25 protein-coding genes are annotated in these 25,416 nt (G+C 35.2%); 24 read left to right on the forward strand and 1 reads right to left on the reverse strand.

All coding sequences use genetic code 11. The features are described from left to right. Positions 1-31 precede the first annotated feature (31 nt). Positions 32-823 (reverse strand): histidine phosphatase family protein, encoded by a 792-nt coding sequence (locus tag G634_RS0115095; protein ID WP_026505956.1) that lies wholly within the window; start codon positions 821-823, stop codon positions 32-34. A 212-nt stretch (positions 824-1,035) separates the two neighbouring features. On the opposite strand from G634_RS0115095, the gene G634_RS0115100 reads away from it, so the two are divergent. From G634_RS0115100 to G634_RS0115210, 24 genes are all read left to right on the forward strand, one after another. Continuing rightward, positions 1,036-2,412, forward strand: a complete 1,377-nt coding sequence (locus tag G634_RS0115100) for a Sapep family Mn(2+)-dependent dipeptidase (RefSeq protein ID WP_051234103.1) — start codon at positions 1,036-1,038, stop codon at positions 2,410-2,412. Positions 2,413-2,631: 219 nt separating this feature from the next. Beyond that, positions 2,632-3,594, forward strand: a complete 963-nt coding sequence (locus G634_RS0115105; RefSeq protein WP_026505958.1) for an NAD(P)-dependent oxidoreductase — start codon at positions 2,632-2,634, stop codon at positions 3,592-3,594. After that, positions 3,591-3,992 carry a NusG domain II-containing protein gene (locus G634_RS0115110; protein WP_051234105.1) on the forward strand — a complete coding sequence of 134 codons (402 nt, stop codon included), beginning with the start codon at positions 3,591-3,593 and terminating at the stop codon, positions 3,990-3,992. Before G634_RS0115105 ends, G634_RS0115110 begins: the two co-directional genes overlap by 4 nt. A 19-nt stretch (positions 3,993-4,011) precedes the next feature. After that, positions 4,012-4,503 (forward strand): Gx transporter family protein, encoded by a 492-nt coding sequence (locus tag G634_RS0115115; RefSeq protein ID WP_026505960.1) that lies wholly within the window; start codon positions 4,012-4,014, stop codon positions 4,501-4,503. A gap of 22 nt (positions 4,504-4,525) precedes the next feature. Further along, positions 4,526-5,137, forward strand: a complete 612-nt coding sequence (gene ruvA / locus G634_RS0115120) for a Holliday junction branch migration protein RuvA (RefSeq protein ID WP_026505961.1) — start codon at positions 4,526-4,528, stop codon at positions 5,135-5,137. Positions 5,138-5,161: 24 nt separating this feature from the next. Beyond that, the gene (ruvB, locus tag G634_RS0115125) at positions 5,162-6,190 is read left to right on the forward strand and encodes a Holliday junction branch migration DNA helicase RuvB (RefSeq protein ID WP_035800408.1); all 1,029 of its coding nucleotides are present in this window, start codon (positions 5,162-5,164) and stop codon (positions 6,188-6,190) included. 60 nt (positions 6,191-6,250) lie between these two features. Continuing rightward, entirely contained in the window at positions 6,251-6,694 is a 444-nt protein-coding gene (locus G634_RS19575; protein WP_051234107.1) for a cell division protein ZapA, read from the forward strand. Positions 6,695-6,712: 18 nt separating this feature from the next. Next, complete coding sequence (locus tag G634_RS20565; RefSeq protein ID WP_051234109.1) at positions 6,713-8,026, forward strand: peptidase U32 family protein; 1,314 nt, start codon at positions 6,713-6,715, stop codon at positions 8,024-8,026. Positions 8,027-8,077: 51 nt separating this feature from the next. Beyond that, a complete protein-coding gene (locus G634_RS20570) occupies positions 8,078-8,926 on the forward strand; it encodes a hypothetical protein (protein WP_051234111.1) in 849 nt (282 codons plus the stop codon). A gap of 8 nt (positions 8,927-8,934) precedes the next feature. After that, on the forward strand, positions 8,935-10,338 hold the full coding sequence (locus G634_RS0115140; RefSeq protein ID WP_026505963.1) for an FtsW/RodA/SpoVE family cell cycle protein: 1,404 nt from the start codon (positions 8,935-8,937) through the stop codon (positions 10,336-10,338). Beyond that, positions 10,328-11,812 carry a peptidoglycan D,D-transpeptidase FtsI family protein gene (locus G634_RS0115145; RefSeq protein WP_242826828.1) on the forward strand — a complete coding sequence of 495 codons (1,485 nt, stop codon included), beginning with the start codon at positions 10,328-10,330 and terminating at the stop codon, positions 11,810-11,812. Before G634_RS0115140 ends, G634_RS0115145 begins: the two co-directional genes overlap by 11 nt. 18 nt (positions 11,813-11,830) lie before the next feature. Further along, a complete protein-coding gene (locus G634_RS19585; RefSeq protein ID WP_155830609.1) occupies positions 11,831-12,187 on the forward strand; it encodes a hypothetical protein in 357 nt (118 codons plus the stop codon). Continuing rightward, entirely contained in the window at positions 12,187-13,353 is a 1,167-nt protein-coding gene (locus G634_RS0115155) for a hypothetical protein (protein ID WP_026505965.1), read from the forward strand. Before G634_RS19585 ends, G634_RS0115155 begins: the two co-directional genes overlap by 1 nt. Positions 13,354-13,367: 14 nt before the next feature. Continuing rightward, positions 13,368-13,760, forward strand: a complete 393-nt coding sequence (locus G634_RS0115160; RefSeq protein WP_026505966.1) for a GerW family sporulation protein — start codon at positions 13,368-13,370, stop codon at positions 13,758-13,760. A gap of 56 nt (positions 13,761-13,816) precedes the next feature. Continuing rightward, positions 13,817-14,359: a J domain-containing protein gene (locus G634_RS0115165; protein ID WP_026505967.1), complete on the forward strand. Its 543-nt coding sequence runs from the start codon at positions 13,817-13,819 to the stop codon at positions 14,357-14,359. A gap of 314 nt (positions 14,360-14,673) precedes the next feature. Beyond that, positions 14,674-16,641 (forward strand): flagellin N-terminal helical domain-containing protein, encoded by a 1,968-nt coding sequence (locus tag G634_RS21690; RefSeq protein ID WP_026505968.1) that lies wholly within the window; start codon positions 14,674-14,676, stop codon positions 16,639-16,641. Positions 16,642-16,813: 172 nt separating this feature from the next. Then, positions 16,814-16,999, forward strand: a complete 186-nt coding sequence (rpmB, locus tag G634_RS0115175) for a 50S ribosomal protein L28 (protein WP_026505969.1) — start codon at positions 16,814-16,816, stop codon at positions 16,997-16,999. Between the two features lie 196 nt (positions 17,000-17,195). Continuing rightward, positions 17,196-17,558, forward strand: a complete 363-nt coding sequence (locus G634_RS0115180; protein ID WP_026505970.1) for an Asp23/Gls24 family envelope stress response protein — start codon at positions 17,196-17,198, stop codon at positions 17,556-17,558. A gap of 128 nt (positions 17,559-17,686) precedes the next feature. Continuing rightward, a complete protein-coding gene (locus G634_RS0115185; protein WP_026505971.1) occupies positions 17,687-19,531 on the forward strand; it encodes a DAK2 domain-containing protein in 1,845 nt (614 codons plus the stop codon). 12 nt (positions 19,532-19,543) lie between these two features. Then, positions 19,544-19,849: a hypothetical protein gene (locus G634_RS0115190; RefSeq protein WP_026505972.1), complete on the forward strand. Its 306-nt coding sequence runs from the start codon at positions 19,544-19,546 to the stop codon at positions 19,847-19,849. Positions 19,850-20,040: 191 nt separating this feature from the next. Then, a complete protein-coding gene (locus G634_RS0115195) occupies positions 20,041-20,358 on the forward strand; it encodes a hypothetical protein (RefSeq protein ID WP_026505973.1) in 318 nt (105 codons plus the stop codon). A gap of 89 nt (positions 20,359-20,447) precedes the next feature. Beyond that, entirely contained in the window at positions 20,448-22,499 is a 2,052-nt protein-coding gene (gene recG, locus G634_RS0115200) for an ATP-dependent DNA helicase RecG (protein WP_026505974.1), read from the forward strand. A 74-nt stretch (positions 22,500-22,573) separates the two neighbouring features. Further along, positions 22,574-23,440: a DegV family protein gene (locus tag G634_RS0115205; RefSeq protein ID WP_026505975.1), complete on the forward strand. Its 867-nt coding sequence runs from the start codon at positions 22,574-22,576 to the stop codon at positions 23,438-23,440. Positions 23,441-23,469: 29 nt separating this feature from the next. Beyond that, positions 23,470-25,392 (forward strand): DNA gyrase/topoisomerase IV subunit B, encoded by a 1,923-nt coding sequence (locus G634_RS0115210; protein ID WP_026505976.1) that lies wholly within the window; start codon positions 23,470-23,472, stop codon positions 25,390-25,392. Positions 25,393-25,416 lie beyond the last annotated feature (24 nt).

The raw sequence follows: 25,416 nt of genomic DNA on the forward strand, positions 1-25,416 counted from the left end.
ATTAAACGATAAAATGGTCAATACATTATCGTTAAAAAGAAAATACACTTCCGAAGGCTCCATACGAAGAAACTATCTCGTTTTCCATGAGAAGATGCGATGTATCACCTAGTGTTTGAATTCTGAAATGAGCTTGGTTATGAAGTCTTTTTTCCGCATTAACAATAGTTACAGAAGATGGTGGCAGAAAAGTGCCATGCCATAATGTAACCGGTGATACGTTGAGAAGATGAGCAAGCATTACATCAATAACACCAAGATGAGCAAATATTACAATTGTTTTGCTATCATCTTCATCTCTTGACTCGTAAGCTTTATCTCCATGAAGCTGAATGTCAGAAATCTCCGCATTTAGTTCAGTTCCATTTGGCTCATGGAAAATATAATACCCATCATGACGTTTATATCCGTATTTAGATAAGATATAGTCAAGACCAAGTGTAACTTCAACCCATTTTTTCTCTATTTCAGGATTTTCTCTATATATTGAGCTTTGATACCATTTTTTTGGACTGAGCATCAAAGGCGCAGTTGTATAGAAATCAGGCATATAATCCCACGGGTTACGTTCCTCACCTGTAATCGGATCTTTTGCTGTATAATTGAATTCTTGCAGCCAATCATAAACAGTAGCTTTAGCATGATGAAGTCTAAGAGTAGGAGCAGCTGTTTCTTTAGCTCTTCCAAGCGGTGAACAAAAAAATGCATCTACGTCCCAGTTTTTAGTTCTATGCGAAAGTAAAACTGCTTCTTTTTTTCCTTTTGAAGTTAAACCATCAATTGAATAATCAGGCTCTGCATGCCTTATGAAAATAATTCTCATACACCCTCCCCATGGTCTATATGTATTGTTATAGTCATATTATAACGTAGAACTTGGTGTATTACCATTTTTAGTTATGTTTTTATCGACCTTTTAATTAATATTTGTGATATCATAAAGAGTGTGGTTTCAAAATGTTACATTTACCTGCAAAGAGAATTAAATGCTGAATTTATAAAGCATTGCAAAGAAATGACAGAAGGGATAATACTATGAATAACAATGAAATAAAGGAAAGAGTAGAATCATATAGGGAAGAGCTTCTTAATCGTTTAGGAAAGCTTGTATCAATCAATAGTGAAGAGGGAAAAGCAAAAGAAGGGATGCCTTTTGGTGAAGGTCCTGCTAAAGCTTTAAATACAGCCCTTGATATGCTTAAAGAAGACGGTTTTGAAGTTAAAAATCTTGATAATTATGCTGGGTATGCTCAGATGGGAACAGGTAAAAAACTTATTGGTGTAATCGGACATCTTGATGTTGTTCCTGCTGATAAAAATGATGGTTGGAATACTGAGCCATATGAAATGGTTGAAAAAGACGGAAATGTTTATGGACGAGGAGTAGCAGATGATAAAGGAGCTGTTGTGGCTTCAATGATAGCATTCAAAGTTCTTAAAGATATGAATGTTCCAATGAATAAGAGAGTTCGTCTTATTATGGGTACAAACGAAGAGACAGGTTCTAAGTGTCTTGAACATTATGTAAAAGTTGAAGGTCATGTTGACTACGGATTTACTCCTGATGGCGATTTCCCTGAAATTTATGGTGAAAAGGGTATCATTCATGGTCACTATACATGCCAGAATACAAATCTTATCGCTATCGAGGGTGGTGCTGCAAAAAATATCGTTCCTGGAAAGGTTACAGCTAAAGTTAAGAGCAATACCTATAATATGGATACTCTTAAAAATGTTATTGAAGAAAATGGTTGTGGTCTTGTTGTAACTTCAGAAAACGGAGTAGATACTCTCGTTGTAACAGGTAAGCCGGCACATGCTTCTTTACCAGAACTCGGAATTAATGCAATCAGCTTCTTATTCGAAGGACTTAAAGAGGCTGGATTTGTTGATCCTGTTACAGATTTTTATTGCGATCACTTTGGAACAGGTACAGATGGCGACAAGCTTGGAATTAAGCTTGAAGATAAGTATGGAAAACTTACTCTTAACTGCGGTGTTATTTCTATGAAAGACGGTGTAGTAGAGGGTACAATTGACATAAGATTCCCTGTAACAATGCATGTTGAAGATGTATGCAAGCTTATAGATAAAAATGCAAAGGATGAAAACGGAGAAATAGCCATAGATGTTAAATCAGAGCCTTTATTTGTTGATCCGGAATCACCTCTTGCTAAATCTCTTTATAATGCATATAAGGATGTTACAAACGATACAGTAAATAAGCCAATGACAATTGGTGGCGGTACATATGCCAAGGAAATCAACAATACAATCGCTTTTGGATGTGCATTTCCTGGCACAGACTATAAGATTCATGATGCTAATGAGTGGGTTCCTGTAAATGAACTTTTGCTTCAGGCTGAGATTTATGTTCATGGAATTCTTAACCTTTTGGCTATTGAAGACTGAATTTAATATCATCAAAAATATTGTAATCTAGAAAGATGAGTTTTGCTGTTTTGTACTATTTCATAAGTGGTATTATTGGGAAACTTTATTCTGTTTTGATATCTACGATGAAATATGCAAACAGCAAAACTGTATAAATCAGCGATAGAACAATAGTTGTTGAAAAGATTCAAAAAGGTTGCGTAAAACTTATAGTCTAAGATAGGAAGAGAACATACTATGAAAATTGTTGCGGCAGATATTGATAGTGTAGGAGAAGATCTTGACTACACTATTTTTAATGAATTAGGAGAAGTTGATTATTATAAAGATAAAATAACTGACATAAATGCCAAAGAAAGGCTTGCTGATGCACAGGTACTTCTAATAAATAAAAGTAAGATTACAGCTACAATTCTTGAGAATGCGCCTAAACTTCAGCTTATATGCGAGTTTGCAACTGGTTTTGATAATGCTAACATAAAAGAGTGCTCAAGGCATAATGTTAAAGTCGCAAATGTCAGAAATTATTCGACTATGTCAGTCGCTCAGCATACTTTCGCTCTTGCTCTTTATCTTTTAGAGCATTTACCTCACTATGATAATTTTGTAAAAAGCGGTGCTTACGCTGCCCAAGAGCATTTCTGCTGTCTTGACATACCTTTTAGTGATTTTAGTAACATGACCTGGGGAATTGTCGGAATGGGCAATATTGGAAGAAAAGTAGCCGAAATAGCTAAAGCTTTTGGTGCAAAAGTCATTTTCTATTCAGCATCTGGAAAGAGTAGTTGTACCGATTACGAAAGAGTCGAATTTGATGACCTTTTATCAAGAAGCGATATTATATCGCTTCATTGTCCACTTAGTGATTTGACCAGAAATTTAATGAATGAAACTGCTTTTAAGAAGATGAAGAAAACTGCTATTTTAGTCAATGTTGCGAGAGGCGCGGTCGTTTCTGAAAACGATTTGGTCAATGCACTGTTAAATAATGAAATTGCAGCAGCCGGATTAGACGTATTAGATCCTGAACCGATGGCTCAAAATTCAAGACTTCTCGAAATTCAAGATAGTGGAAAACTTATTGTTACTCCACATATAGCGTGGGCAAGTACAGGGTCAAGAAAAAGATGTATTGAAGAAGTTAAAGAAAACATCAAAGCATGGAAGCTTGGAAATCCGAGGAATATAGTAAACCCATGACAAATACGAGCGCAAGTGGTACGAAAAAGACTAAGAGAGAAATCATTTTGACTATTGCAGTCACTGCGACTGCTTTGGTCATTTGGCTTTTTTTCACTCTTTTTTATGGCAAAACAGAGCATCCAAAGGTCGAAATCGTAGTTGGCGGAAAAGTTACTCAAACGTATGATTTGTATGTTGATCAGACAGTTGAAATAAAAGGAGAATTTGGTAATAGCAACACTCTTGTTATCAAAGACAAGAGCTGTTATATGAGTTGCGCTAATTGCCCCGATCAAGTATGTGTCTTATTAGGTAAAATATCTAAAAATGGAGAAAGTATTATCTGTTTGCCACACGAGCTTGTAGTTAGAATCAGTTCGAGTGAAGAAAATGAAGTTGATGCTACAGCAAAATAGTGTAAAAAAAGGGGGAGATATGAAGATAAAAACGTCACAGCTTGGTCTATTACTTTGCACTTCGTTAATTCTATCTTATATTGAATCGCAAATTCCCTTTCCTTTTGCAGTTCCAGGAATGAAACTTGGTTTGCCTAACATGGCAATTGTAATGGTTTTATACCTTTTTGGCTGGAAAGAAGCTTTACTTATCAACGCTTCCAGAATATTGTTATCCGGATTTATGTTTGGGAGTCTTTTTGGAATACTGTTTAGTCTTTCAGGAGCTTTAATAAGTGGCTTTATAATGATTTTGGTTAAACATTTTGATTTATTTTCAATAAAAGGGACATCGATTTGTGGAGGTGTATCCCACAATGTCGGTCAATTACTTGTGGCGGCGTTTATCGTCAAGACAAGCGGAATAATGTATTATACACCTGCTCTAATGATTGCAGGTCTTATTACCGGTCTTCTTATAGGAATAATTGCAGAGGCTGTCATTCCTGTGGTAAAGAAAACGATTCGGTAAAATAATTTTATGAGGAAAACTAATGATTGCATTTGTAGAAGGTATTCTTGAATATCTTGATATAGATTTGGCAGTTATTGACGTTGGCGGTGTTGGCTATGAAGTCCATATTTGCGCATCGACTTGTGACAGACTGCCTGGAATAGGGAATAAGGCTAAATTATTTACATATTTAAATGTTAAAGAAGACGAAATGAGTCTTTATGGATTTATTACAAGAGATGAAATTGCTATGTTTAAGCGTCTTATAAGTGTTTCTGGTATAGGACCAAAGGGGGCACTTTTAATATTATCAGTATTTTCAACTGACGATTTAAGGTTTGCTATTTTGGCAGGCGACGTAAAGACGATTTCAAAAGCTCCTGGTATTGGCAAAAAAACTGCGGAGAGAATGGTTCTTGAATTAAAAGATAAATTTTCTAATGAAGAGATTACTTCATCTGCTAATTCTGCAAATATTTCTAGTACAGCATCTGGTTTAGGCGATAATGCAGCAAAAGATGAAGCTGTTGAAGCACTTGTTGCTCTTGGATATAATTCAACAGATGCTTTAAAAGCGGTCAGAAAAGTACTTATCGATAATCCTCAAAGCAGTACTGAGGAAATATTGAAACAGTCACTTAAATTTATATAACAATATGTAACTTGGAGGATTTGTATGCCAAAGCGCAGTATCAAGACATCTGCTGCCGGTAAAAATATGATGGAACCTGGTTTTACCAGTGAAGATGTTCAGGTTGAAGGTTCTTTAAGACCAAAAACTTTAGACCATTATATAGGACAGGAAAAGATAAAGAAGAGTTTAAAAATATATATTGCAGCAGCAAAAGAAAGAGGCGACAGTCTCGATCATATTTTGTTTTATGGACCTCCAGGGCTTGGAAAAACAACACTTGCTCAAATTATGGCAAGTGAAATGGGGGTTAATATTAAGATAACTTCCGGACCAGCAATTGAGAAGCCGGGTGAAATGGCAGCAATACTTAATAATCTTCAAGAAGGAGATATTTTATTTATTGATGAAATCCACCGTCTTAATAGACAGGTTGAAGAAGTGCTTTATCCTGCAATGGAAGATTTTGTTATAGATATTATGATTGGTAAAGGGCCAACAGCCCGTTCCATAAGACTTGACCTTCCAAAATTTACTCTTGTTGGAGCTACTACAAGAGCGGGTATGTTATCTGCACCTCTTCGTGATAGATTTGGAATGATACATAGAATGGAGTTTTATAATGATGATGAGCTTGCTCAAATTATTATTCAATCTGCGAAAGTTCTAGGTGTTGAAGTTGATTTTGACAGTGCCATTGAAATGGCAAGACGAAGTAGAGGAACTCCGCGACTTGCAAACAGAACGCTAAAAAGAGTAAGAGATTTTGCCCAGGTCAGAAATAATGGAATAGTAACTCTTGACATTGTCTCAGAAGCATTACGATTATTAGATGTTGATGATATGGGACTAGATAGAACAGATCACGAACTTCTTCGTACAATGATTGAAAAGTTCGGAGGAGGACCTGTTGGACTTGACACTTTGGCTGCAGCTGTTGGAGAAGATTCTGGAACAATAGAAGATGTATACGAACCGTATCTTATAAAATGCGGGCTCATTACGAGAACTCCAAGGGGACGAATGGTGTCTGATTTAGGATATCGTCAAATGGGAATTGATAAAATACAATAGTGAGCCTATAATAAGATATTATGTTTAAAAGCATTATATTTAGGGCTTAGGGAGGATGTTATGGCAGAAAAAACGGATACACAAGTCATTATTGGTGGTAAAGTTTTGACTCTGACAGGTTTTGAAAGCGAAGAATATTTACAAAAAGTAGCATCATATCTTAACAGCAAACTTTCAGAGTGTGGTGAAATTGAGGGATTTAACAGACAACCAATTGATATGCAGAATCTTATGATTCAGCTCAATCTTGCAGACGATTATTTTAAAGCGAAAGATCAGATAAGACTTCTTGATGAAGAAATCAAGGAAAAAGAAAAAGAATTATATGATCTTAAGCATGAACTTGTTACATCACAAATAAAGCTGGAAAATACAGAGAAAAATTTAAAAAATGTTCAGGATAATCTTGATGCTGATGCAAAAAAGCTTATCGAACTGGAAACACAGCTAAAAAACAATAATAATTCATCTTCAGGATATCAATCAAATAATAAAAAGAGATAATTAATTTAGAGAAAAAATATGAGTTTTAACAATTTTAAAGGAAAAAATGTTCCTGAATTATTAGCACCTGCTGGAAATTATGAAGCTTTCCTAGGTGCTATTGCAGCAGGTGCCGATGCTGTTTATATAGGTGGTCAGCGTTTTGGTGCAAGAGCGTATGCTGATAATTTTGATGAAAGTCAGGTTGTAAGAGCTATAAAATATGCACATCTGCATAATCGTAAGCTTTATATGACCGTAAATACACTGGTTAAAGAAGAAGAATTTGCTGACCTGTACGATTTTTTAAAGCCGTATGCTGATGCAGGGCTTGACGGAGTAATCGTACAGGATTTTGGTGTATTTGGATTTATTAAGGAGCATTTTCCAAATGTAGAGCTTCACACAAGTACTCAAATGGCGATTAGTGGCGTTCATGGAGCAAAACTTATGAAGAGCCTAGGTGCAGTTCGAGTAGTTCCTGCAAGAGAACTTAGCCTTAAAGAAATTTCACGGATACGAAAAGAAGCTGATATCGAAGTTGAAGCTTTTATTCATGGAGCAATGTGCTATTGCTACTCAGGAATGTGCCTTTTTTCTAGTATCGTAGGTGGAAGAAGTGGGAATAGAGGTCGCTGTGCACAGCCTTGTAGATTATCTTATAAAGTAGAAGGTCAAGAAAGTTTTTACCCTCTTAGCCTTAAAGATATGTGTACAATTGAAATTCTGCCAAGCCTTATAGAAGCTGGAATAGATTCTTTCAAAATCGAGGGAAGAATGAAAAAACCTGAATTTGCCGCAGGAGTGACAGCAATTTATAGAAAATATATAGATAAATATCTTGCAAATCCAAAGGCTGAATATAAAGTTTCCAAAAAGGATATGGATATTCTTAGACATTTATATCTTAGAACAGGAATAAGCACAGGATACTATAATCAGCATAATGGCAAAAATATGGTTACATTAGATCAGCCAGGCTACGCTGGTTCAGATGAAATTCTTCTATCTAAGATAAGAGAAAAATACATTATCGGTGAAAAGAAACTTCCTATTGTCGCATATGCCTATTTTCATGTTGGAGAAGAGTCTGTGTTAACTCTTTCTATTGGAGATGAAAGTATATCAGTTGTTGGAGATGTTGTACAAAAAGCTTCAAACAGGCCTATGACAAGCGATGATATTGCAAAGCATCTTATGAAATGCGGTGATAGCTTTTTTAGCCTGACTAAAGAAGACTTAACACTTGATATATCGGAAGATGAAGGTATTTTTATTCCTATAAAAATGCTTAACGAATTAAGAAGAAAAGCAATAGATGAATTAGAAAGTGTATTGACACCTTCTAAATAATTTTTGGAGCAGCCAATTTAAAAATTTAATAAATTCGAGGTTTAAGTAATTTTGACAAAGAAACTAGATGTTTATGTGCAGACTATACCACAGCTTAAAGCTGTTATAAATAGTAGTGCTGATATAACCAGAATATATATAGACTATTTTCTTTTTGCAGATGATAGTGTTTCATCACTGGTAAAAAGTGCAAGTGAAATTGATTTCTATTTAGTTCTTCCTTTTATGTTAAGGGAAGAAAAAGATTTATTTTCTACAGAAGATATTCAGAAAATCCTTGCAGAAAACAATTTTTTAAAAGGGGTTCTTGCAAGAAATCTTGAAGAACTAGGCTTTTTGAAATCAATTTCATACACAGGAAAAGTAATAGGTGACTACGGTGTTTATATATGGAATCATGGTGCAAGCAATTTCCTTTTTAACGAAGAAATTATTGATGAAGCCTGTATTCCGTATGAATTAAACAATAGAGAAATAAGTTCTCTTTTAGATAAAACTACAGGAAGAGATTTTTCGATGTGCATTTATGGTCATATTCCTATGATGATTAGTAGTGGATGCCTTAAGAAAACTACAGATTCTTGCAGTGGGAAAATGGGACGTTTTAATAGAGATATTACTATTATGACTGACAGGAAAAATAATAAATTGCCGGTATTAAATGATTGCAAGTGCTGTCTCAATGTCTGCTATAATGCTGTTCCGCTTTCACTACACAAACAGCTTTCATTATTACAGAAAGAAAGTGGAATTTCTAATTTTAGAATTGATTTTACTATAGAAGATGAAAATACAACTTCTAAGATTTTAGCTTTTTGGAATGATTTATTAACGCTTCATAAGGCGGATTGCCCTTATGAAAACTATACGACTGGACATTTTAAACGAGGGGTGGAGTAAAAGTATAAATGACGCTTTATATATTAGAAATTTCGAAGTATCTAGTGGCAGGACTTAGTATTTTATTTGCTACTTTAGGCTTCGTGGCACTTAATTACAGAAGTGAAAAAAAGAGAAGTCCTATTTATGTTTTGCAAACCATTATACTTGCTTTAATAGAAATACTTGGTTTTTTACAGATAGTAATGAGAACGGGAGTAATAAGTCATTTTTTTTATGCCGTTTTTATGACTATTGTGTTACTTGCAATGATGCTGCTGACTAAAGCTATTTTTCCTGATGCTAATAGACTTATCATAAATCATATGGCCTTTCTAATGATGACTTCGATGATTATTCTACTTAGAATAGATGAGAAAAAAGCAATAAGACAACTTATTTTTTCTGCAATTGCAATAGCTCTTATGATGGCCGCATGTGAAATTGTATATCGTTTTCCTGTACTAATGGATTTAAAATGGGTTTATTCTCTTTTGGGAGTTTTCTTTTTAAGTGTAGTTCTTATAGTGGGTAAGGCTACTAATGGATCTTATTTGTCAATTACTGTTGCACATGTAACTTTCCAGCCGTCAGAGTTCGTAAAGATTTTGCTTATTTTTTTCATAGCAAGCACAATGTATCAGTCAAACGGGCTTACAGAAACTACTCTAAGTTTTGCAATTACAATGATATATATTGCCATACTTATGATTAGTAAGGATTTAGGTACATCTGCGATTTTATTTGTAATATGTCTTTGCATGGTGTTTTTGTCTACAAGAAAACCTTCATATCTGTTAACAGGATTTATGCTGGCAGTAATAGGTTCTGTCATAGGTTATGTAATGTTTGCACATGTACGATTACGTGTTCATGCATGGCTTGATCCATGGTCTAAAATTGATTCATCAGGATATCAGATTGCACAATCTTTGTTTGCAATCAGTTCAGGTGGATTGTGGGGACTTGGTCTATATCATGGTAATCCCAAAACAATACCATATGTAGAAGATGACTTTATTTTTTCAGCAATTTGTCAGGAACTTGGAATGATTTATGCAATTGCTCTAATTCTTGTAATGCTTGGAATGTTTCTTATGATTTTGTTGGAAGCATCCAGACTTCGTGATAATTTCAGCAAACTTTTATGCGGAGGAATTGCTGTAAGTTTTATTTTTCAAACTTTCTTAACTGTCGGAGGAGGCACAAAATTTATTCCACTTACAGGTGTAACTCTTCCTCTTGTAAGTTATGGAGGTTCATCACTTGTGTCGACGTCACTGATGATGGGAGTATTTGAAGCTGCTTGTCTCATAAGAGCAGATGAATTCTATGAAGCTATGGAAAAATTTGAAAAAAGGCAACTGAAAAAGCAGCGTCAGAATCAGCAATTAAGGAATAAACAAAGACAGGAAGATTACTATGTTGAATGATGAAATGTATGAAGCATTTGAGCATGAGAATTCCCGAAAAAAAAGAAAACATTCAAATAATAAAGCGCTTGTTTTTCTTGGTATTTTTTTCTCACTACTGATTATATCGATGCTAAGTTACATTGGTATTTACAGTTATTCTAATGCTCAGACTTTCGTAGAAAACAAATATAATACAAGAGCTTCTCAGCTAAAGAAAGAAAATTCAAGAGGAAGTATTATATCAAGTGATGGAGTAGAGCTTGCTATTACACAAATAGATGATAATGGAAATGAAAACCGTGTTTATCCATACAAAAACGAGTTTGCACATGTTGTAGGATATTCCAAGCTTGGAGGAGCAGGAATTGAAAATCAGGTTAATTACTATTTAATAAACTGTAATTCAGATCTTTCAACCAAAGCAGCATATTCAAATGCCAAGAAGAAATTTCCAGGTGATAACGTCTATGTAACGCTTAATTCCAGCCTTCAAAGACTTGCATATTACTCACTCGGACAATATAATGGAGCCGTTATTATTTCTAATCCGAAGACAGGAGAAATTTTGGCAATGGTCAGCAAACCTGATTTTGATCCAAATACTATTGCTGATGATTGGAATACATTGTCTAAAGATAAAGAAAATGCTCCTCTTTTGAATAGAGCAACACAGGGGTTGTATCCTCCGGGATCAACTTTTAAGATTTTAACAAGTCTAGAATACATTCGCGAAAATCCAACTAATTTTATGGGTTATTCTTATATGTGTCATGGATCAATCACCAAGGATGGTAATACTATTAAATGTTATCATGGACAGGTTCATGGAAAAGAAGATTTTACAAAGTCTTTTGCAGTTTCGTGTAACTCGTCTTATTCTAATATTGGACTTATGCTTAATCAGACAGATTTTGCAAAAACTCTTGATAGCATGCTGTTCAATGCTCCACTACCTGTGGATTTTGCTACTGCAAAAAGCAGGGCAACTGCATCTACATCCTTGTCAACGCATGCTATTATGCAATTATCAATAGGACAGGGCGCAACTTCGGTATCGCCGTTACACATGAATATGATAACAATGGCAATTGCCAATGATGGTATCTTAAAAAAGCCTTACCAGATTGATAGGGTGGTTTCTTCTGATGGAAACGTTGTAAAAAAGTTTGAAAGTTCAGAAATTGGCAGAATTATGAGTGAAAATGAAGCTGAAATATTAACACAAATGATGAGAGCTGTTGTCACAAAAGGAACTGCATCATCTTTAAAAAATGCTGAATATGAAGCTGTTGGAAAAACCGGTTCTGCAGAATTTGAAGATAAAACAAGAAATTCTCATGCATGGTTTACAGGTTTTGCTCCTGCAAACGATCCTCAAATTTGTGTAACTGTTATTATGGAAAATGCGGGAAGTGGAGGACATATGGCAGTTCCTGTTGCAAAGCGTATTTTCGATGAATATTTCAAAGTCAATACGATAAAAAACGAATAAAAAAGATGGGAGAAAAAAATGAATATACGACATTATTGTGTTTTTGACAAAAAAATGTATATTGGTGAATCTATTACCCATCCAAGACTAGTCAAATTAAAGCTTGCTTTGGGCAAACCTCAGCTATTAATCTACGTTATCTGCAAAGCTTCTAATAACGTGGATCAGCTTGAGATTTGTCATAGTTTAATACTTAAGCAAAAGTATTACAAGCACAATCCGGTTTATGTTTATGGAATTGCAAAAGGATATCGAGAAGCTTTGGATATAATAGTAAAAATCAGTGATGAAGCATCTGAATGTAACATGCCCGGGCAGCTTCTTGGTTATTTACAAAGTGCTTCAAGTGCTGTTAAAACAGCTAGGGAGGGATGATGCTAGGAATAATACTTGCAATACTAAAAACAATCGGCATAATTTTACTGATTCTTCTTGCTGTTTTTTTACTTCTTATCATATTAGTTTTGTTTGTTCCAATAAGATATGAAGCAAGTCTTTATGTGCCTGAAAAAAGGTTTTCTAACAAAGAAATTGATTTTTTAGATGGTATCTGTGCAGTTTTTCGATTTAACTGGTTTCTTCACTTTATAAGGGGAGAGGTAGCATACCCGGATAAAAAAGACTTTACGTTAAAGGTTCTTTTTTTTAGAATCTTGCCGAAAAAAGAAAAAAGCAAAGTTGCTTTAGAGGGTGAACACAATGGAAAAAAGGCCAATAACATTACCAGAAAAGCTAAAGAAAATTTGGATAGCCAAGAAAATCATGAAATTGTCAACAATGATTTTGACGATTTTGTTGATAATGATTACAGCAATAGTAGCGAAGACCAGGAAAACAAAGAAAAAACATTGGATTCAAATTCTTACGGAGAAAAGGAAGAAACCACATCTTTTGAAGGCATTAATAAAGAAAAAGAATCATCAGAAGTTTATTCTAATTCCAAAGAAGAAAAGTCTGATTTTTCAAATAATAAAGCACAAGAAGAAGACACGTTTTACAATGATGAAGATAAGCCTAGACAGGATAGGGGCTTTTTTGCATTTATTGCAAAGATTAAAGAAAAAATAATGCGTTTGACAGATAAAATATCCAAATTTAAGGATTTTTTTGACGGAAAGACAAATTCTATAAAAAAGCTTATCTATACAATATCGAGTGTTTGTGATAAAATAAAGGCGATTTATAATGTCCTTGAAAGTAAGACTTTTGATAAGGCTTACACTAGGGCTACTAAAGAAATATTTTTTATTGCGCGTTGTCTTTTACCACGGAAATTCGATGCTGATTTATTGTTTGGTACCGGAGATCCGGCAGATACTGCAAATTTATTATCCGCATTGTATATTTTGAATTCATTTTCAAGATATAGCATTACTTTAGAACCGGATTTTAATGATGTAGTAATTCGTGCCGATATAAAAATAAAAGGTAAATTGACAATCTTTTTTATTTTAATCAGCGCTTGTAAGATTTATTTTGATAAAAACATACGAAAGGTTTTGCATAGATTTGACATAATCATGCATGGACGTAAGAAATAAGGTGGGAGGACTTTATGAGTGATAATAATTTTGGAGAGGTTGTAAACTCTCTGCTTGATGGTATGGGAAACCTTCTTTCAACCAAAACAGTTGTGGGAGAGCCTACCGTTGTAGGAGATACAATTATTCTTCCTCTTGTTGATGTATCATTTGGTGTCGGTGCCGGCTCTAAAAACGATGATAGAAAGACAAATGGTGGTGGCGGATTTGGTGCTAAGATGTCACCTACTGCAGTACTTGTAATAAAGGATGGCCACACAAAACTTGTAAATATCAAGAACCAGGACGCAGTAACCAAGATTTTAGATTTAGTCCCGGATGTTGTGGATCGTTTTACTGCAGGAAAAGCTGATATGCCTGATGACAGTGAAGTTGTAGATGCAGCTTTTCCAGAAGATGAAGAATAAAATAGTTTTATGTAATGTTGTTAATAGGAAAAAGTTATAAAGGGATGGAGCCTAATATGGATCAAAAAATTAATATGTACACAAATAAGGGAATAGAAATTCTAATTGAAGCAGGTGATTACCAGCAGCTCAACGAAATCAGACAGTTTTTGTTTTCTGAAAACTGCAGATTGCAGGAAAAAGAGTCTTTGCTTGATGAACAGCTTGCAAAATTAGAAGAAGAGCGTAGGAACTTTCGCAGTCAGATGGATGAAATTGCTACAGAATTTGAGCGCAAGCAGGAGCAGTTAAGAAAAGACAGATTATTTTTTGACCAAAAAATGAAAATCTTAAAAGAAGGTTTTGACAAGCTCAACCAAGATAAGAAACAGCTTGAGCTTGAAAGAAGCTTTCTTGCAGAAGATCAGAGATATATGGATGAACAAGCTGCAGATGCTATAGATTTTTTCTTCAAAGGAGCTGATACCGAAGATGCTTTGAAGAAACGTTATCGTGACCTTATGAAAATTTTTCATCCGGACAACGAAAGCGGAGACTCTCAGCTTATGCAGATGATTAATATTGAATATTCAAAGCTTTCAGGCTCGTACGTGGGATAAACACATTTAATTGTCAATATTATTCAGAAATCATTCCATATAATAAAGTAAATATATTTGATAAAATATAGCGAATTGAGTTAAACATAATAAAAGAGTAGTGCAAATAAAAAGCATTGCTCTTTTATTATGTTTTTTTATGGCTTTTTGTAATCAGTATATTTTTTCAAAAACTCAACTACTATGATTTTCTAAAGGAAATGTCAAGAAGATAAAGTTATATGTCGATAAACTGAATGAATAATATGTTTTATTATTTATTGCTATGATTTAAGAATAAGCTTATATAGAAAAATGTTGATTGAGGATAAGATATGAGTAATGTAGTTCAACATAATATGTCTGCCATAAATTCTCAAAGGCAATTGAAAATAACTACTGGAAATCAGGCTCAGTGCGCTGAAAAACTATCTTCTGGCTATAGAATTAATAAAGCAGCTGACGACGCTGCCGGGTTGGCAATTTCCGAAAAAATGAGAAGGCAAATTCGTGGACTTACTCAGGCAAGTTCAAACGCTAATGATGGTATTTCGTTTGTTAAAATTTCAGAAGGAGCATTAAATGAAGTTCATGATATGCTACAAAGAATGAATGAACTTGCAGTAAAAGCTGCTAATGATACTTTAACTGACAATGATAGAAGCTATATCCAGGAAGAAATGGATGCTCTATGTGAAGAAATCAATCATTCGACTTCTCAGGCAAGATTTAATGAAATAGAATGTTTCCCGGAAACTGGTGAAGCGCCCAATTTCTCAAGGGTTGATGCAATTCTTTCAGCATACAATATAACTGTTGAATTTAACTACATTACAAGACAAGGCAATAAAGTCGACAGTGTCAGTGAAACAGTAGAAGGAGAAGCTACAGGGTATACCGGTGATAGGCAGACTATAGCTGAATATGTAACAGGTGTTGCCAAAGATGTTATGAGTAAACTTGCGACCAGGTATGATAGCCTTTTTTCGGTTGCAGCAACACAGGGAGTCAAAATTGGTCTGAATCTAACAAATGTTGATGGACAGGGTCAAACACTTGCAGTTGCAAAAATGCGTGTAGGAGAGTCGGCAGATGGTGCAGCAATAGAGTATCAGATGGCTGTAGATATGTCTGATTTTAATATCAATAATTATAATTCTGGTCAGCTTGCAACTACAGTTGCGCATGAAATGACTCATCTTATTATGTATGATATGGTAACTGGAGGTATGATGAATAATTTTCCTTCATGGTTTGTTGAAGGAATGGCACAGACTTCAAGTGGTGATGATGGATGGGTTACTTATCATTTAAATGAGAATTCCACTGATGCAGAAATTGCTTCATATCTGGCAAATGGAAGCTATAGAGATTATGGCGCAGGATATTTGGCTTCCATGTATCTTGGATATAAGGCAGGCGGAAACAATTTGTCTAACACTAGTATAGGTAATGGATTGGATGAAATTCTAACTTATATAGCTAATAAGAGTAATTCCACTCCTGCAGAAGGAATCCAAACAAATCAGTCATCGCTAGGAGAAGCAATTGCGTCAAAAGTTGGATCTTATTCAAATGAGAGCGATTTTGCTGGTAGTTTTTTCAGCGGTGATACATCTGTTAATACCGAAAGATTTGATTTTATAAGAGATTTACTAAGAACACGAGGAACTAATGGAGCAGGCTCTGTTCTTGGATCGCTAAGTACAGAACCGTCAAGTCTTTTTGGAGCAGGCGGAAGTTACGACAATTATGTAATTGTTCCAGAGTTTTATAGTATAAAAAACGGATACAATGCTACAAATATTGGGCCAGCTACAATGGGCGGCGGACAGGCAAATGGAATTTGCATACATGTTGGATCCGAATCACCTGATTACATTCAGATGAGAAGATTTAAAATGTCTGCAGATGTACTGCTTGGAGGAAGTTCATCTGTTTCGCCTTTTGAATATCTGGATAATATGGATATATCAGTATCTAATCCAGCACGTTCCTATGTTAGGGTTCTGACAAGAGATGAAGCAAGCGCAGCTATAGATAAAATAAAAAATGCTATAGAGAAAGTTTCAAATGTGCGCTCATATTACGGTGCATTTCAGAATAGGCTCGAACATATTATTAAGAATCTTGATAATGTTGTAGAAAACACAACTTCAGCTGAATCACTAATAAGAGATGCTGACATGGCAAAAGAAATGGTACATTTCAGTCAGCACAATATTCTTGCCCAAACAGGTCAGTCAATGCTTGCGCAGGCCAATCAATCAAAGCAACTTGTTTTACAACTTTTAAACAGTTAAAGTAACCTGAAATTAGCAATTAAATTTTTCATAAAAATAGCTAGAAACTACTTGCCAAAAAGAAAATTCTTTGATATAGTATCACTGTTGCGGCATGAATATGCATGCAATTATATAAAAATATTGTTATGTAGATTATCAGATTTCACATGGCTTATAAGGAGGTGTCAAAATGGCAAAGTGCGAAGTTTGTGGCAAGGGCGTTCATTTCGGTAACAACGTAAGCCATTCTCATAGAAGATCAAACAGAGCATGGAATGCAAACGTTAAGCGTGTCGCTGTTAAGATTAATGGTTCTACACGTAGAATGAACGTATGCACTAGCTGCATGAGATCTAACGCTGTTGAGAGAGCTTGATCTGTTTTTGGGAAATGAAACATTAAGAGCGTTTTTCCGAGTGATGGAAACGCTCTTTTTTGTTGCAATTTAACATAAGTACCACAAACATACTCTTTATTTTTTTGAACAAATAAATTATAATACGATTATATGCGTTGTCAAAAGACACATAATACGTTTATATATGACAAAGAATAATTGAGGAGGACAATCAATGAAGGCTTCATCTATGAATACACATATGGGCAATATCTCTATTGACGCAGAGGTTATTGCGCAATATGCTGGTGCAGTTGCAATGGAATGCTTCGGTATTGTCGGAATGGCAAATGTTAGTCTGCGTGATGGCTTAGTAAGCTTACTTCGCAGCGATAATATGACTAAGGGAATTAATGTTGAAATTACATCTACTGGAAAACTTATTTTAAATTTTCATGTGATTGTTTCTTATGGCGTAAGCATTTCTGCAGTCGCTGATAATTTGATTGATAATGTGAAATACAAAGTTGAAGAGTTCACCGGTCTAGAAATCGAAAAGATTAACATTTTCGTTGAAGGTGTTCGTGTTATCGACTAAGTCAGCTGTTTTAATCAGTTAAATTAATCAGAATCCATTTAAAATTTATGAAAGGAAAAGCTATTTGGATGGAAAAAATTCCATCTAGCGTATACAGATGTATATGTTTGTAGTAGCAGGATAGACTTTTGAGTATCAATTCCATAGATTCCAGATTGATAGCTAAGATGTTTTTAGCTGGAGCTCAGAATCTGGAGGCAAAAAAAGATTGGATTAACCAGTTAAATGTATTTCCGGTACCAGACGGTGATACAGGCACTAACATGACAATGACAATTATGTCTGCAGCAAAAGAAGTTCAGGCATGTGATCAAAATGATATGGTTGCTGTTTGTAAGGGGATTTCTTCAGGTTCTTTAAGAGGTGCAAGAGGTAACTCTGGTGTTATCCTTTCTCAGCTTCTTCGAGGCTTTACAAAGGTTATTAAAGAACATGAAACAGTTGATGTTGCTGTTATGGCAGATGCTTTTGATAAAGCGGTTGAAACAGCTTATAAGGCTGTAATGAAGCCAAAAGAAGGAACAATTCTTACTGTAGCCAAGGGCGCCGCTGACAAAGCAAGAGAAATTGCTTCAGGTGGCGAAACTGATCTCGAGAAATTTTGTGAAGAAGTAATTCGTTATGCTGATGAAGTGCTTGATAAAACTCCTGATATGCTTCCGGTTCTTAAACAAGCTGGAGTGGTAGATTCAGGTGGAGAAGGTCTTGTTCAGGTTATGAAAGGCGCATTCGATGGTCTTCTTGGAAAAGAGATTGATTTAAGTGCAGTTTCTACTTCATCTGAAGAGAATGTAGCTCCCAAGACAATGGTTTCCAAATCTGCTCCAACAGAAATAAAGTTTGGTTATTGTACAGAATTTGTTATTTTGTTAAAAAATCCACTTAAGGCTGTTCAGGAACAGGATTTCAGAAAATTCCTTGGTGATATCGGCGATAGTATTGTTATGGTTGCGGATGATGAGATTTGTAAGATTCACGTTCATACAAATGATCCAGGTCTTGCAATTCAGAAGGCACTTCTTCTTGGTCAGCTTTCCAATATGAAGGTTGATAATATGCGCATGGAGCATCGCGAGAAGCTCTTCCACATGAACAAAGACGGAAAAGTTGATGAAATCGATCAGGAAATTTCCGGAATGGCAGAAAGAACAGTTCCTCAGAAGGCTGAATATGAATATCCAGAAGGAAATATCAGTTTATCTGGAAAACATGTCGATGCAGTTCTTAATGGCGCTGCAAAGTGGGACGATGACAAGGGTGAAGCTTATGGTTCTATGAAGGACAATAGTGTTGCAGAATCTCAAAAAGAAGCTAAAGACTTTGGTTTTGTTGCAGTTTGTGCCGGTGACGGACTTGCTGAGCTTTTCAAGGGACTTGGCGTAGATGAAGTTATTTCTGGCGGACAGACAATGAACCCGAGCACAGATGATATTCTTACAGCTATTGAACATGTAAATGCTAAAACTGTATTTGTACTTCCTAATAATAAAAATATTATTATGGCAGCAAATCAGGCAAGAGACATTTCTGAGGATAAAGAAGTAATTGTAATTCCTACAAAGACAGTTCCTCAGGGTATTACAGCTGCTATTAATTTCCTTCCTGATGCTTCTGCCAAAGAGAATGAGGAAACAATTCTTGATGCTATAAGCGGTGTACATACTGGTGAAGTTACCTATGCAGTAAGAGATACTGTTATTGATGATAAGCAGATTCATGAAGGTGACTACATGGGAATTGGCGATAGCGGAATTCTTGCTGTTGGCAGAGAAATGGAAGATGTTACTTTTGACATGCTTGAAAGCTTTGTGAATGAAGAAATCGAACTTATCAGCATTTATTATGGTGCAGATGTCGATGAAGAAACAGCAGAGAAGCTTAGAGAACGTGTTGCAGCAGCTCATCCTGACTGTGATGTTGAATTGCAGTTTGGTGGACAGCCTGTATACTACTATATCGTAAGTGCTGAATAAAAAAGAGGAACTATGGGAACTATATCTAATGAAATATCCAAGCAGAAATTCATGAATGAATTAATTGCAAAAGGCTATTCCACTGTTTATGAAAACGGAGTTCCAATTGCACTCTGCAAAGATAAATCTGAAATAAGTAATACAGTCAAGGCAATCAGAGAAATAGCCAAAAAAATGGGATATAATGAGAGCCTTGGCGTAAAAGTTAGTAAAGCTTTAAGTATACCTGCCGATACTAATGTTTTAGATAGCATTAGTGAAAATACGTCAATAGAAAATAATGACGATTTTGAAGAAAGCGCAGGAGAGGCAGTCTGAAATTGATTTTTAATTAACGAATAATCATTTTCGAAAATTTGCATTATTTTATTTGTAAATTCTGCCAAGAGAAAAACATTTTTTAATATGCTATGATATTCCTTGGTTGGCAACGCGTCAAGGGAGGATGCGAGTCTTAATGATGGTGAAGGAACACCATCTATCATTAGATTCATAAGAGGATAAAGCAGATGAAAAATGTGGAAAAGATTAAGATTCTGAGAGCAATTGAAGGATCAGATCGCACAGTTGACTACTACAATGTTCTGGGGAATATGGGTGATTTAAAGTATAATTATGCCGATTATATGACCACAGGACCAGTAGAGGCTGATGTAGAATTAAAGCGTCTGCCACATGCAAATTATGATTTGTGTTGCGCTTTGATGACAATGATGCTACGAGAAGATTATTTTGACAATGGTAAGTTTTTGGAACGCTGCAAATCCGGACAAGTTGAACTTGTTCTTCAGCGAATGAAAAATCTTTTAGCTCAGCAGTATGTTTGATACATCTATATTACTGTGTGAGATTGTTTAGCGGAGACTGACTATTATGTCAGGCTCCGCTAATTAGTTGTTTGGCGAAGGAAAAGTGTATGAATGAAGAAGCTTTATTAGAAAATATAGAAAGTATTAAAGGTATTGGCGAAAAAACAGCAAAGCTTTTTGATAAAGTTGGCGTTACAAGAATTAATGACCTATTGCATTTTTATCCAAGAAATTACGATATCTTCGAGCCGGTAATAAAAGTTGAAAATGCTGTTGCAGGAAATACACTTGCACTTAGATGCCAAATCGTTACTAACATCAGTGTTAAAAAAGTTAGAAATCTATCAATTATAACTTTTGATATTGCAGATAATACAGGTAGGCTTAAAGTGACATTTTTTAATACGCCTTATCTTAGAAGCTCATTAAAAAGTGGACATTTTTATATATTTCGTGGGTTGTTAAAGAAAAAGGGCTCTATGACAGTGTTAGAACAGCCCAAAATATATGAAGTTTCAGAGTATCTTGCTATGCAGGGAACTATGCAACCGCGTTATTCTCTTGTCAAAGGACTTAGTAACAATACTGTTGTAAAGGCTGTTACATCAGCACTTGAAAGTAGCATTTATTTGAAGGAAACGGTTCCTTCTTATCTTATTTTCGAGCATAATTTTATGAATTATCGCGATGCAGTAAGAAGTATACATTTTCCAAAAAATCAGGATTGCTATGAAAGAGCAAGAAAACGTCTTGCATACGATGAATTTTTGTTTTTTATTATAAGGCTTCGACTTTTAAAACTAACAGATGAAGAACTTCAAAGTAAATCAATTTTTACAAAGCATTCGCAGACTGATGATTTCTTACAAAAACTACCTTTTGAACTGACCAATGCTCAAAAAAAAGTTTGGGAAGAGATAAAAAAAGACTTAAAAAGCGAACATGTAATGAACCGGCTGGTGCAAGGGGATGTTGGATGTGGTAAGACTATTCTTGCATTTCTTTCTTTGCTTATGGCTGTCGAAAACGGATATCAGGGAGCTTTGATGGCTCCAACTGAAGTTCTTGCAAGGCAGCATTATGAAGATTTACTTGAACTTTCAAAAAAATATTCTCTACCTATAAAGCCTGTTCTTATGGTAGGAAGTCTTACAGCAAAACAAAAAAAAGAAAATCGTGCAAAAATAGCTGATGGAACAGTAAATGTTTGTATTGGTACAAATGCTCTTATTCAAGAACCTGTTAAATATAAAAATCTTTCTCTTGTAATTACTGATGAACAACACCGTTTTGGTGTAAGACAAAGAGAAAAGCTTGCCAAAAAAGGTAATAGAGCCCATATTCTTGCGATGAGTGCAACTCCTATTCCAAGGACTCTTGCAATTGTATTATATGGAGATTTACATGTTTCTATCGTAGATGAAATGCCTAAAGGAAGACTTCCTATAAAAAATTCTGTTGTAGATGAAAGTTACAGACCTGCTGCTTATAAATTTATAAATAAGCAAATAAAAGAAGGTCATCAGGCATATGTGATTTGTCCAATGATTGAAGAGGGCGAAATGAATGATGTTGAAAATGTAACTGATTACACCACGAAACTCCGAGAAGCTCTTCCTGGTGTAAGAATCGAAATGCTTAATGGAAAAATGAAGCCATCTGAAAAAGACAAACTAATGGAAGCTTTTTCTTTGAAACAAATAGATATTCTAGTATCAACAACCGTTATTGAAGTTGGAATTAATGTTCCAAATGCAACAGTAATGATGATAGAAAATGCACAGCGATTTGGTCTTGCTCAGCTTCACCAGCTTAGAGGACGTGTTGGAAGAGGAAAAGATCAAAGTTACTGCATTTTTATTAATACTTCAAAAAGCAAGGAAGCTGAAAATAGACTAAAAGTATTAGGTCAGTCTAATGATGGGTTCTATATTGCTAATGAAGATTTAAAACAACGGGGACCTGGAGATTTATTTGGAATTGCTCAAAGCGGGGATTTATATTTCAAATTGGCGGATATATATGCTGATTCTAAACTAGTACAAATGGCAAGTATTGATGCTGACAGAATATTGTCAGAAGACCCTACTCTTGAATTACCACAGAATACTGCTTTGTTGCAAGCTGTTACAGTTGCCAACGAAAACGTTACGTTGTAATATATTGAGAGTATGTAATTTAAGTTTTTTACAAAAAAATCACAAAAACACTTAACAGAAAGTAGGATATAAATATGGCAAAGGTTGCAGTTATCACAGATTCTAACAGTGGCATTACCCAGTCACAGGCAAAGGAAATGGGAATTACCGTTATTCCAATGCCATTTCGAATTAATGGAGTAGATTACGAAGAAGACATAAATCTTACTCAGGAAGAATTTTATAGTAAGTTAAAAAATGATAATGACGAGATTTCAACTTCTCAGCCTTCTCCCGACACATTGATGAAGGTATGGGAAGCTTCATTAAAAGAATATGACGAAATCGTTTACATTCCGATGAGCAGTGGCCTTTCAAGTTCTTGTCAGAGTGCTATGATTTTTGCTCAGGATTATGATGGAAAAGTTCAGGTAGTTGATAATCAGAGAATTTCTGTAACAATGAAAAACTCTGTTTTTGATGCTCTAAGACTTGCAAAAGAAGGAAAGAATGCTGCTGAAATAAAGGATATTCTTGAAAAAGATAAATTCAATTCTAGTATATATATTATGTTAGATACCCTTCATTACCTGAAAAAAGGTGGCAGAATAACTCCTGCAGCTGCTGCGCTTGGAACACTGCTTCGATTAAAACCAGTTCTTCAGATTCAGGGTGAAAAGCTTGATGCTTTTGCTAAGGCAAGAACATCTTCTCAGGGCGAAAAACTTATGCTTGCTGCTATTAAAGAAGATGCGGAAAATCGTTTTGGAGGTCTTGACCCTGAAAACGTAAAAATCGATGCTGCTTATACTGATGATATTGAAAAAGCTAATCAGTGGAAATCTGTTATTGAGGATGCTTTTCCAGGCTTTGAAGTAAACATGGATCCATTGTCATTATCTGTTTCATGCCATATCGGACCAGGTGCTTTAGCTGTAACTATCACCAAAATTTTGAAATAATTTGCCAAACGAGGGAGGATTCTTTTTTAATGTCGAATCAAAACGAATATAATGCGTCGAGCATTACAGTATTAGAGGGACTCGAAGCTGTTCGTAAGAGACCAGGTATGTACATCGGAAGTACATCAACACGTGGATTAAACCATCTTATTTATGAAATTGTTGATAACTCTGTCGATGAACATCTTGCAGGATACTGCAGCCAGATTCATGTTACCTTAGAGGCAGATGGTTCAGCTACAATTGAAGATAATGGAAGAGGTATTCCAGTTGGAATGCATGCAAAGGGCATAACTGCTGAAAGAGTTGTTCTTACAACGCTTCATGCTGGAGGAAAATTTGACAATGCTGCTTATAAAACCTCCGGCGGACTACATGGAGTAGGTTCTTCCGTTGTTAATGCACTTTCAACCTGGATGAAAGTTCGTATTAAAGAAAACGGATTTATCTATGAAGATTCTTACGAAAGAGGAAAACCTACAACACAACTTGTAGACGGACTACTCCCGGAAGTTGGTAAGACTAATCAGCATGGAACAACAATATCATTTCTTCCAGATGATACCATTTTTGATAAAACGCGTTTCAAGGAAGATGATATTAAGAACAGACTTCATGAAACAGCATATTTAAATCCAAATCTTCGTATCATTTATGATGATAAGAGAGAAGGAACAGAAGAACATCTTGAATTTCAGGAACCTGAGGGAATCATTGGATTTGTTAAGGAAATGAACAAAAATTCCGAGACGATGCAGGATGTTGTCTACTTTAAAGGAGAAAGTGACAATGTGTCCGTAGAGGTTGCATTTCAGTATGTAAATGATTTCCATGAAGATGTTTTAGGTTTTTGTAATAATATTTACAATGCCGAAGGCGGTACGCACATTACCGGATTCAAAACAGTTTTCACAACAATAATAAATAATTATGCTAGAGAACTCGGTAATCTCAAGGATAAAGATCAGAATTATACAGGTGCTGATGTACGTAACGGAATGACTGCTGTTATTTCTATAAAACATCCAGATCCTCGATTTGAAGGTCAGACTAAAACAAAGCTTGATAATCAGGATGCTGGCAAAGCTGTATCGAAAGTGGCTAGTGATGAACTAACAAGATATTTTGATAGAAACCTTGAATCTTTAAAGGCTGTTATCAGCTGTGCAGAAAAAGCAGCAAAGATTAGAAAAACCGAAGAGAAAACCAAAACAAATCTTCTAACAAAACAGAAATACTCTTTTGACAGCAATGGTAAACTTGCTAACTGTATCAGTAAGGATGCAAAAAAATGCGAGATTTTTATTGTAGAGGGTGATTCTGCCGGTGGTTCTGCTAAAATGGCAAGAAATAGAGAGTATCAGGCTATTCTCCCTATTAGAGGTAAGATTCTTAATGTTGAAAAAGCAAGTATCGATAAAGTTTTAGCAAATGCAGAAATTAAAACCATGATTAATGCTTTTGGATGTGGTTTCTCTGAAGGTTATGGAAATGATTTTGATATATCCAAATTAAGATATGACAAAATTGTCATAATGGCAGATGCCGACGTCGATGGTGCGCATATTGCTACGCTTCTATTGACTTTGTTCTACAGATTTATGCCTGAGCTTATTTCTGAGGGACATGTTTATATTGCTATGCCACCTCTTTATAAAGTTATGCCTTCCCGCGGAAAGGAAGAATATCTTTATGATGATAAAGCACTTGAAAAGTATCGTAAAACTCATACAGGAAGTTTTACTCTTCAAAGATACAAGGGTCTTGGTGAAATGGATCCTAGTCAGTTATGGGAAACCACACTTGATCCGGAACGACGCATGATGCGTGTTGTAGAAATTGATGATGCAAAAGCAGCTTCACAAATGACATCACTTCTTATGGGAACAGATGTTGCTCCAAGACGTGATTTTATCCACGATCACGCAAATGATGCTGAAATTGACAGCTAATGAAATATTGTTAAAAACCTGAAA

This window comes from Butyrivibrio sp. NC3005 (assembly GCF_000424545.1).
GTDB lineage: Bacteria > Bacillota > Clostridia > Lachnospirales > Lachnospiraceae > Butyrivibrio.

Excerpts from the sequence above, each read along its gene's own strand:
- G634_RS0115210 (WP_026505976.1), top strand. The coding sequence starts at position 23,470 with ATGTCGAATCAAAACGAATATAATGCGTCGAGCATTACAGTATTAGAG.
- G634_RS0115160 (WP_026505966.1), top strand. The coding sequence starts at position 13,368 with ATGAGTGATAATAATTTTGGAGAGGTTGTAAACTCTCTGCTTGATGGT.
- G634_RS0115205 (WP_026505975.1), top strand. The coding sequence starts at position 22,574 with ATGGCAAAGGTTGCAGTTATCACAGATTCTAACAGTGGCATTACCCAG.
- G634_RS19585 (WP_155830609.1), top strand. The coding sequence starts at position 11,831 with ATGAATATACGACATTATTGTGTTTTTGACAAAAAAATGTATATTGGT.
- G634_RS0115190 (WP_026505972.1), top strand. The coding sequence starts at position 19,544 with ATGGGAACTATATCTAATGAAATATCCAAGCAGAAATTCATGAATGAA.
- G634_RS0115195 (WP_026505973.1), top strand. The coding sequence starts at position 20,041 with ATGAAAAATGTGGAAAAGATTAAGATTCTGAGAGCAATTGAAGGATCA.
- G634_RS0115105 (WP_026505958.1), top strand. The coding sequence starts at position 2,632 with ATGAAAATTGTTGCGGCAGATATTGATAGTGTAGGAGAAGATCTTGAC.
- G634_RS0115115 (WP_026505960.1), top strand. The coding sequence starts at position 4,012 with ATGAAGATAAAAACGTCACAGCTTGGTCTATTACTTTGCACTTCGTTA.
- G634_RS0115180 (WP_026505970.1), top strand. The coding sequence starts at position 17,196 with ATGAAGGCTTCATCTATGAATACACATATGGGCAATATCTCTATTGAC.
- G634_RS0115155 (WP_026505965.1), top strand. The coding sequence starts at position 12,187 with ATGCTAGGAATAATACTTGCAATACTAAAAACAATCGGCATAATTTTA.
- ruvA (WP_026505961.1), top strand. The coding sequence starts at position 4,526 with ATGATTGCATTTGTAGAAGGTATTCTTGAATATCTTGATATAGATTTG.
- G634_RS21690 (WP_026505968.1), top strand. The coding sequence starts at position 14,674 with ATGAGTAATGTAGTTCAACATAATATGTCTGCCATAAATTCTCAAAGG.
- recG (WP_026505974.1), top strand. The coding sequence starts at position 20,448 with ATGAATGAAGAAGCTTTATTAGAAAATATAGAAAGTATTAAAGGTATT.
- G634_RS0115165 (WP_026505967.1), top strand. The coding sequence starts at position 13,817 with ATGGATCAAAAAATTAATATGTACACAAATAAGGGAATAGAAATTCTA.
- G634_RS0115095 (WP_026505956.1), bottom strand. The coding sequence starts at position 823 with ATGAGAATTATTTTCATAAGGCATGCAGAGCCTGATTATTCAATTGAT.
- G634_RS0115140 (WP_026505963.1), top strand. The coding sequence starts at position 8,935 with ATGACGCTTTATATATTAGAAATTTCGAAGTATCTAGTGGCAGGACTT.
- G634_RS0115145 (WP_242826828.1), top strand. The coding sequence starts at position 10,328 with ATGTTGAATGATGAAATGTATGAAGCATTTGAGCATGAGAATTCCCGA.
- ruvB (WP_035800408.1), top strand. The coding sequence starts at position 5,162 with ATGCCAAAGCGCAGTATCAAGACATCTGCTGCCGGTAAAAATATGATG.
- G634_RS19575 (WP_051234107.1), top strand. The coding sequence starts at position 6,251 with ATGGCAGAAAAAACGGATACACAAGTCATTATTGGTGGTAAAGTTTTG.
- G634_RS0115100 (WP_051234103.1), top strand. The coding sequence starts at position 1,036 with ATGAATAACAATGAAATAAAGGAAAGAGTAGAATCATATAGGGAAGAG.
- G634_RS20565 (WP_051234109.1), top strand. The coding sequence starts at position 6,713 with ATGAGTTTTAACAATTTTAAAGGAAAAAATGTTCCTGAATTATTAGCA.
- rpmB (WP_026505969.1), top strand. The coding sequence starts at position 16,814 with ATGGCAAAGTGCGAAGTTTGTGGCAAGGGCGTTCATTTCGGTAACAAC.
- G634_RS0115110 (WP_051234105.1), top strand. The coding sequence starts at position 3,591 with ATGACAAATACGAGCGCAAGTGGTACGAAAAAGACTAAGAGAGAAATC.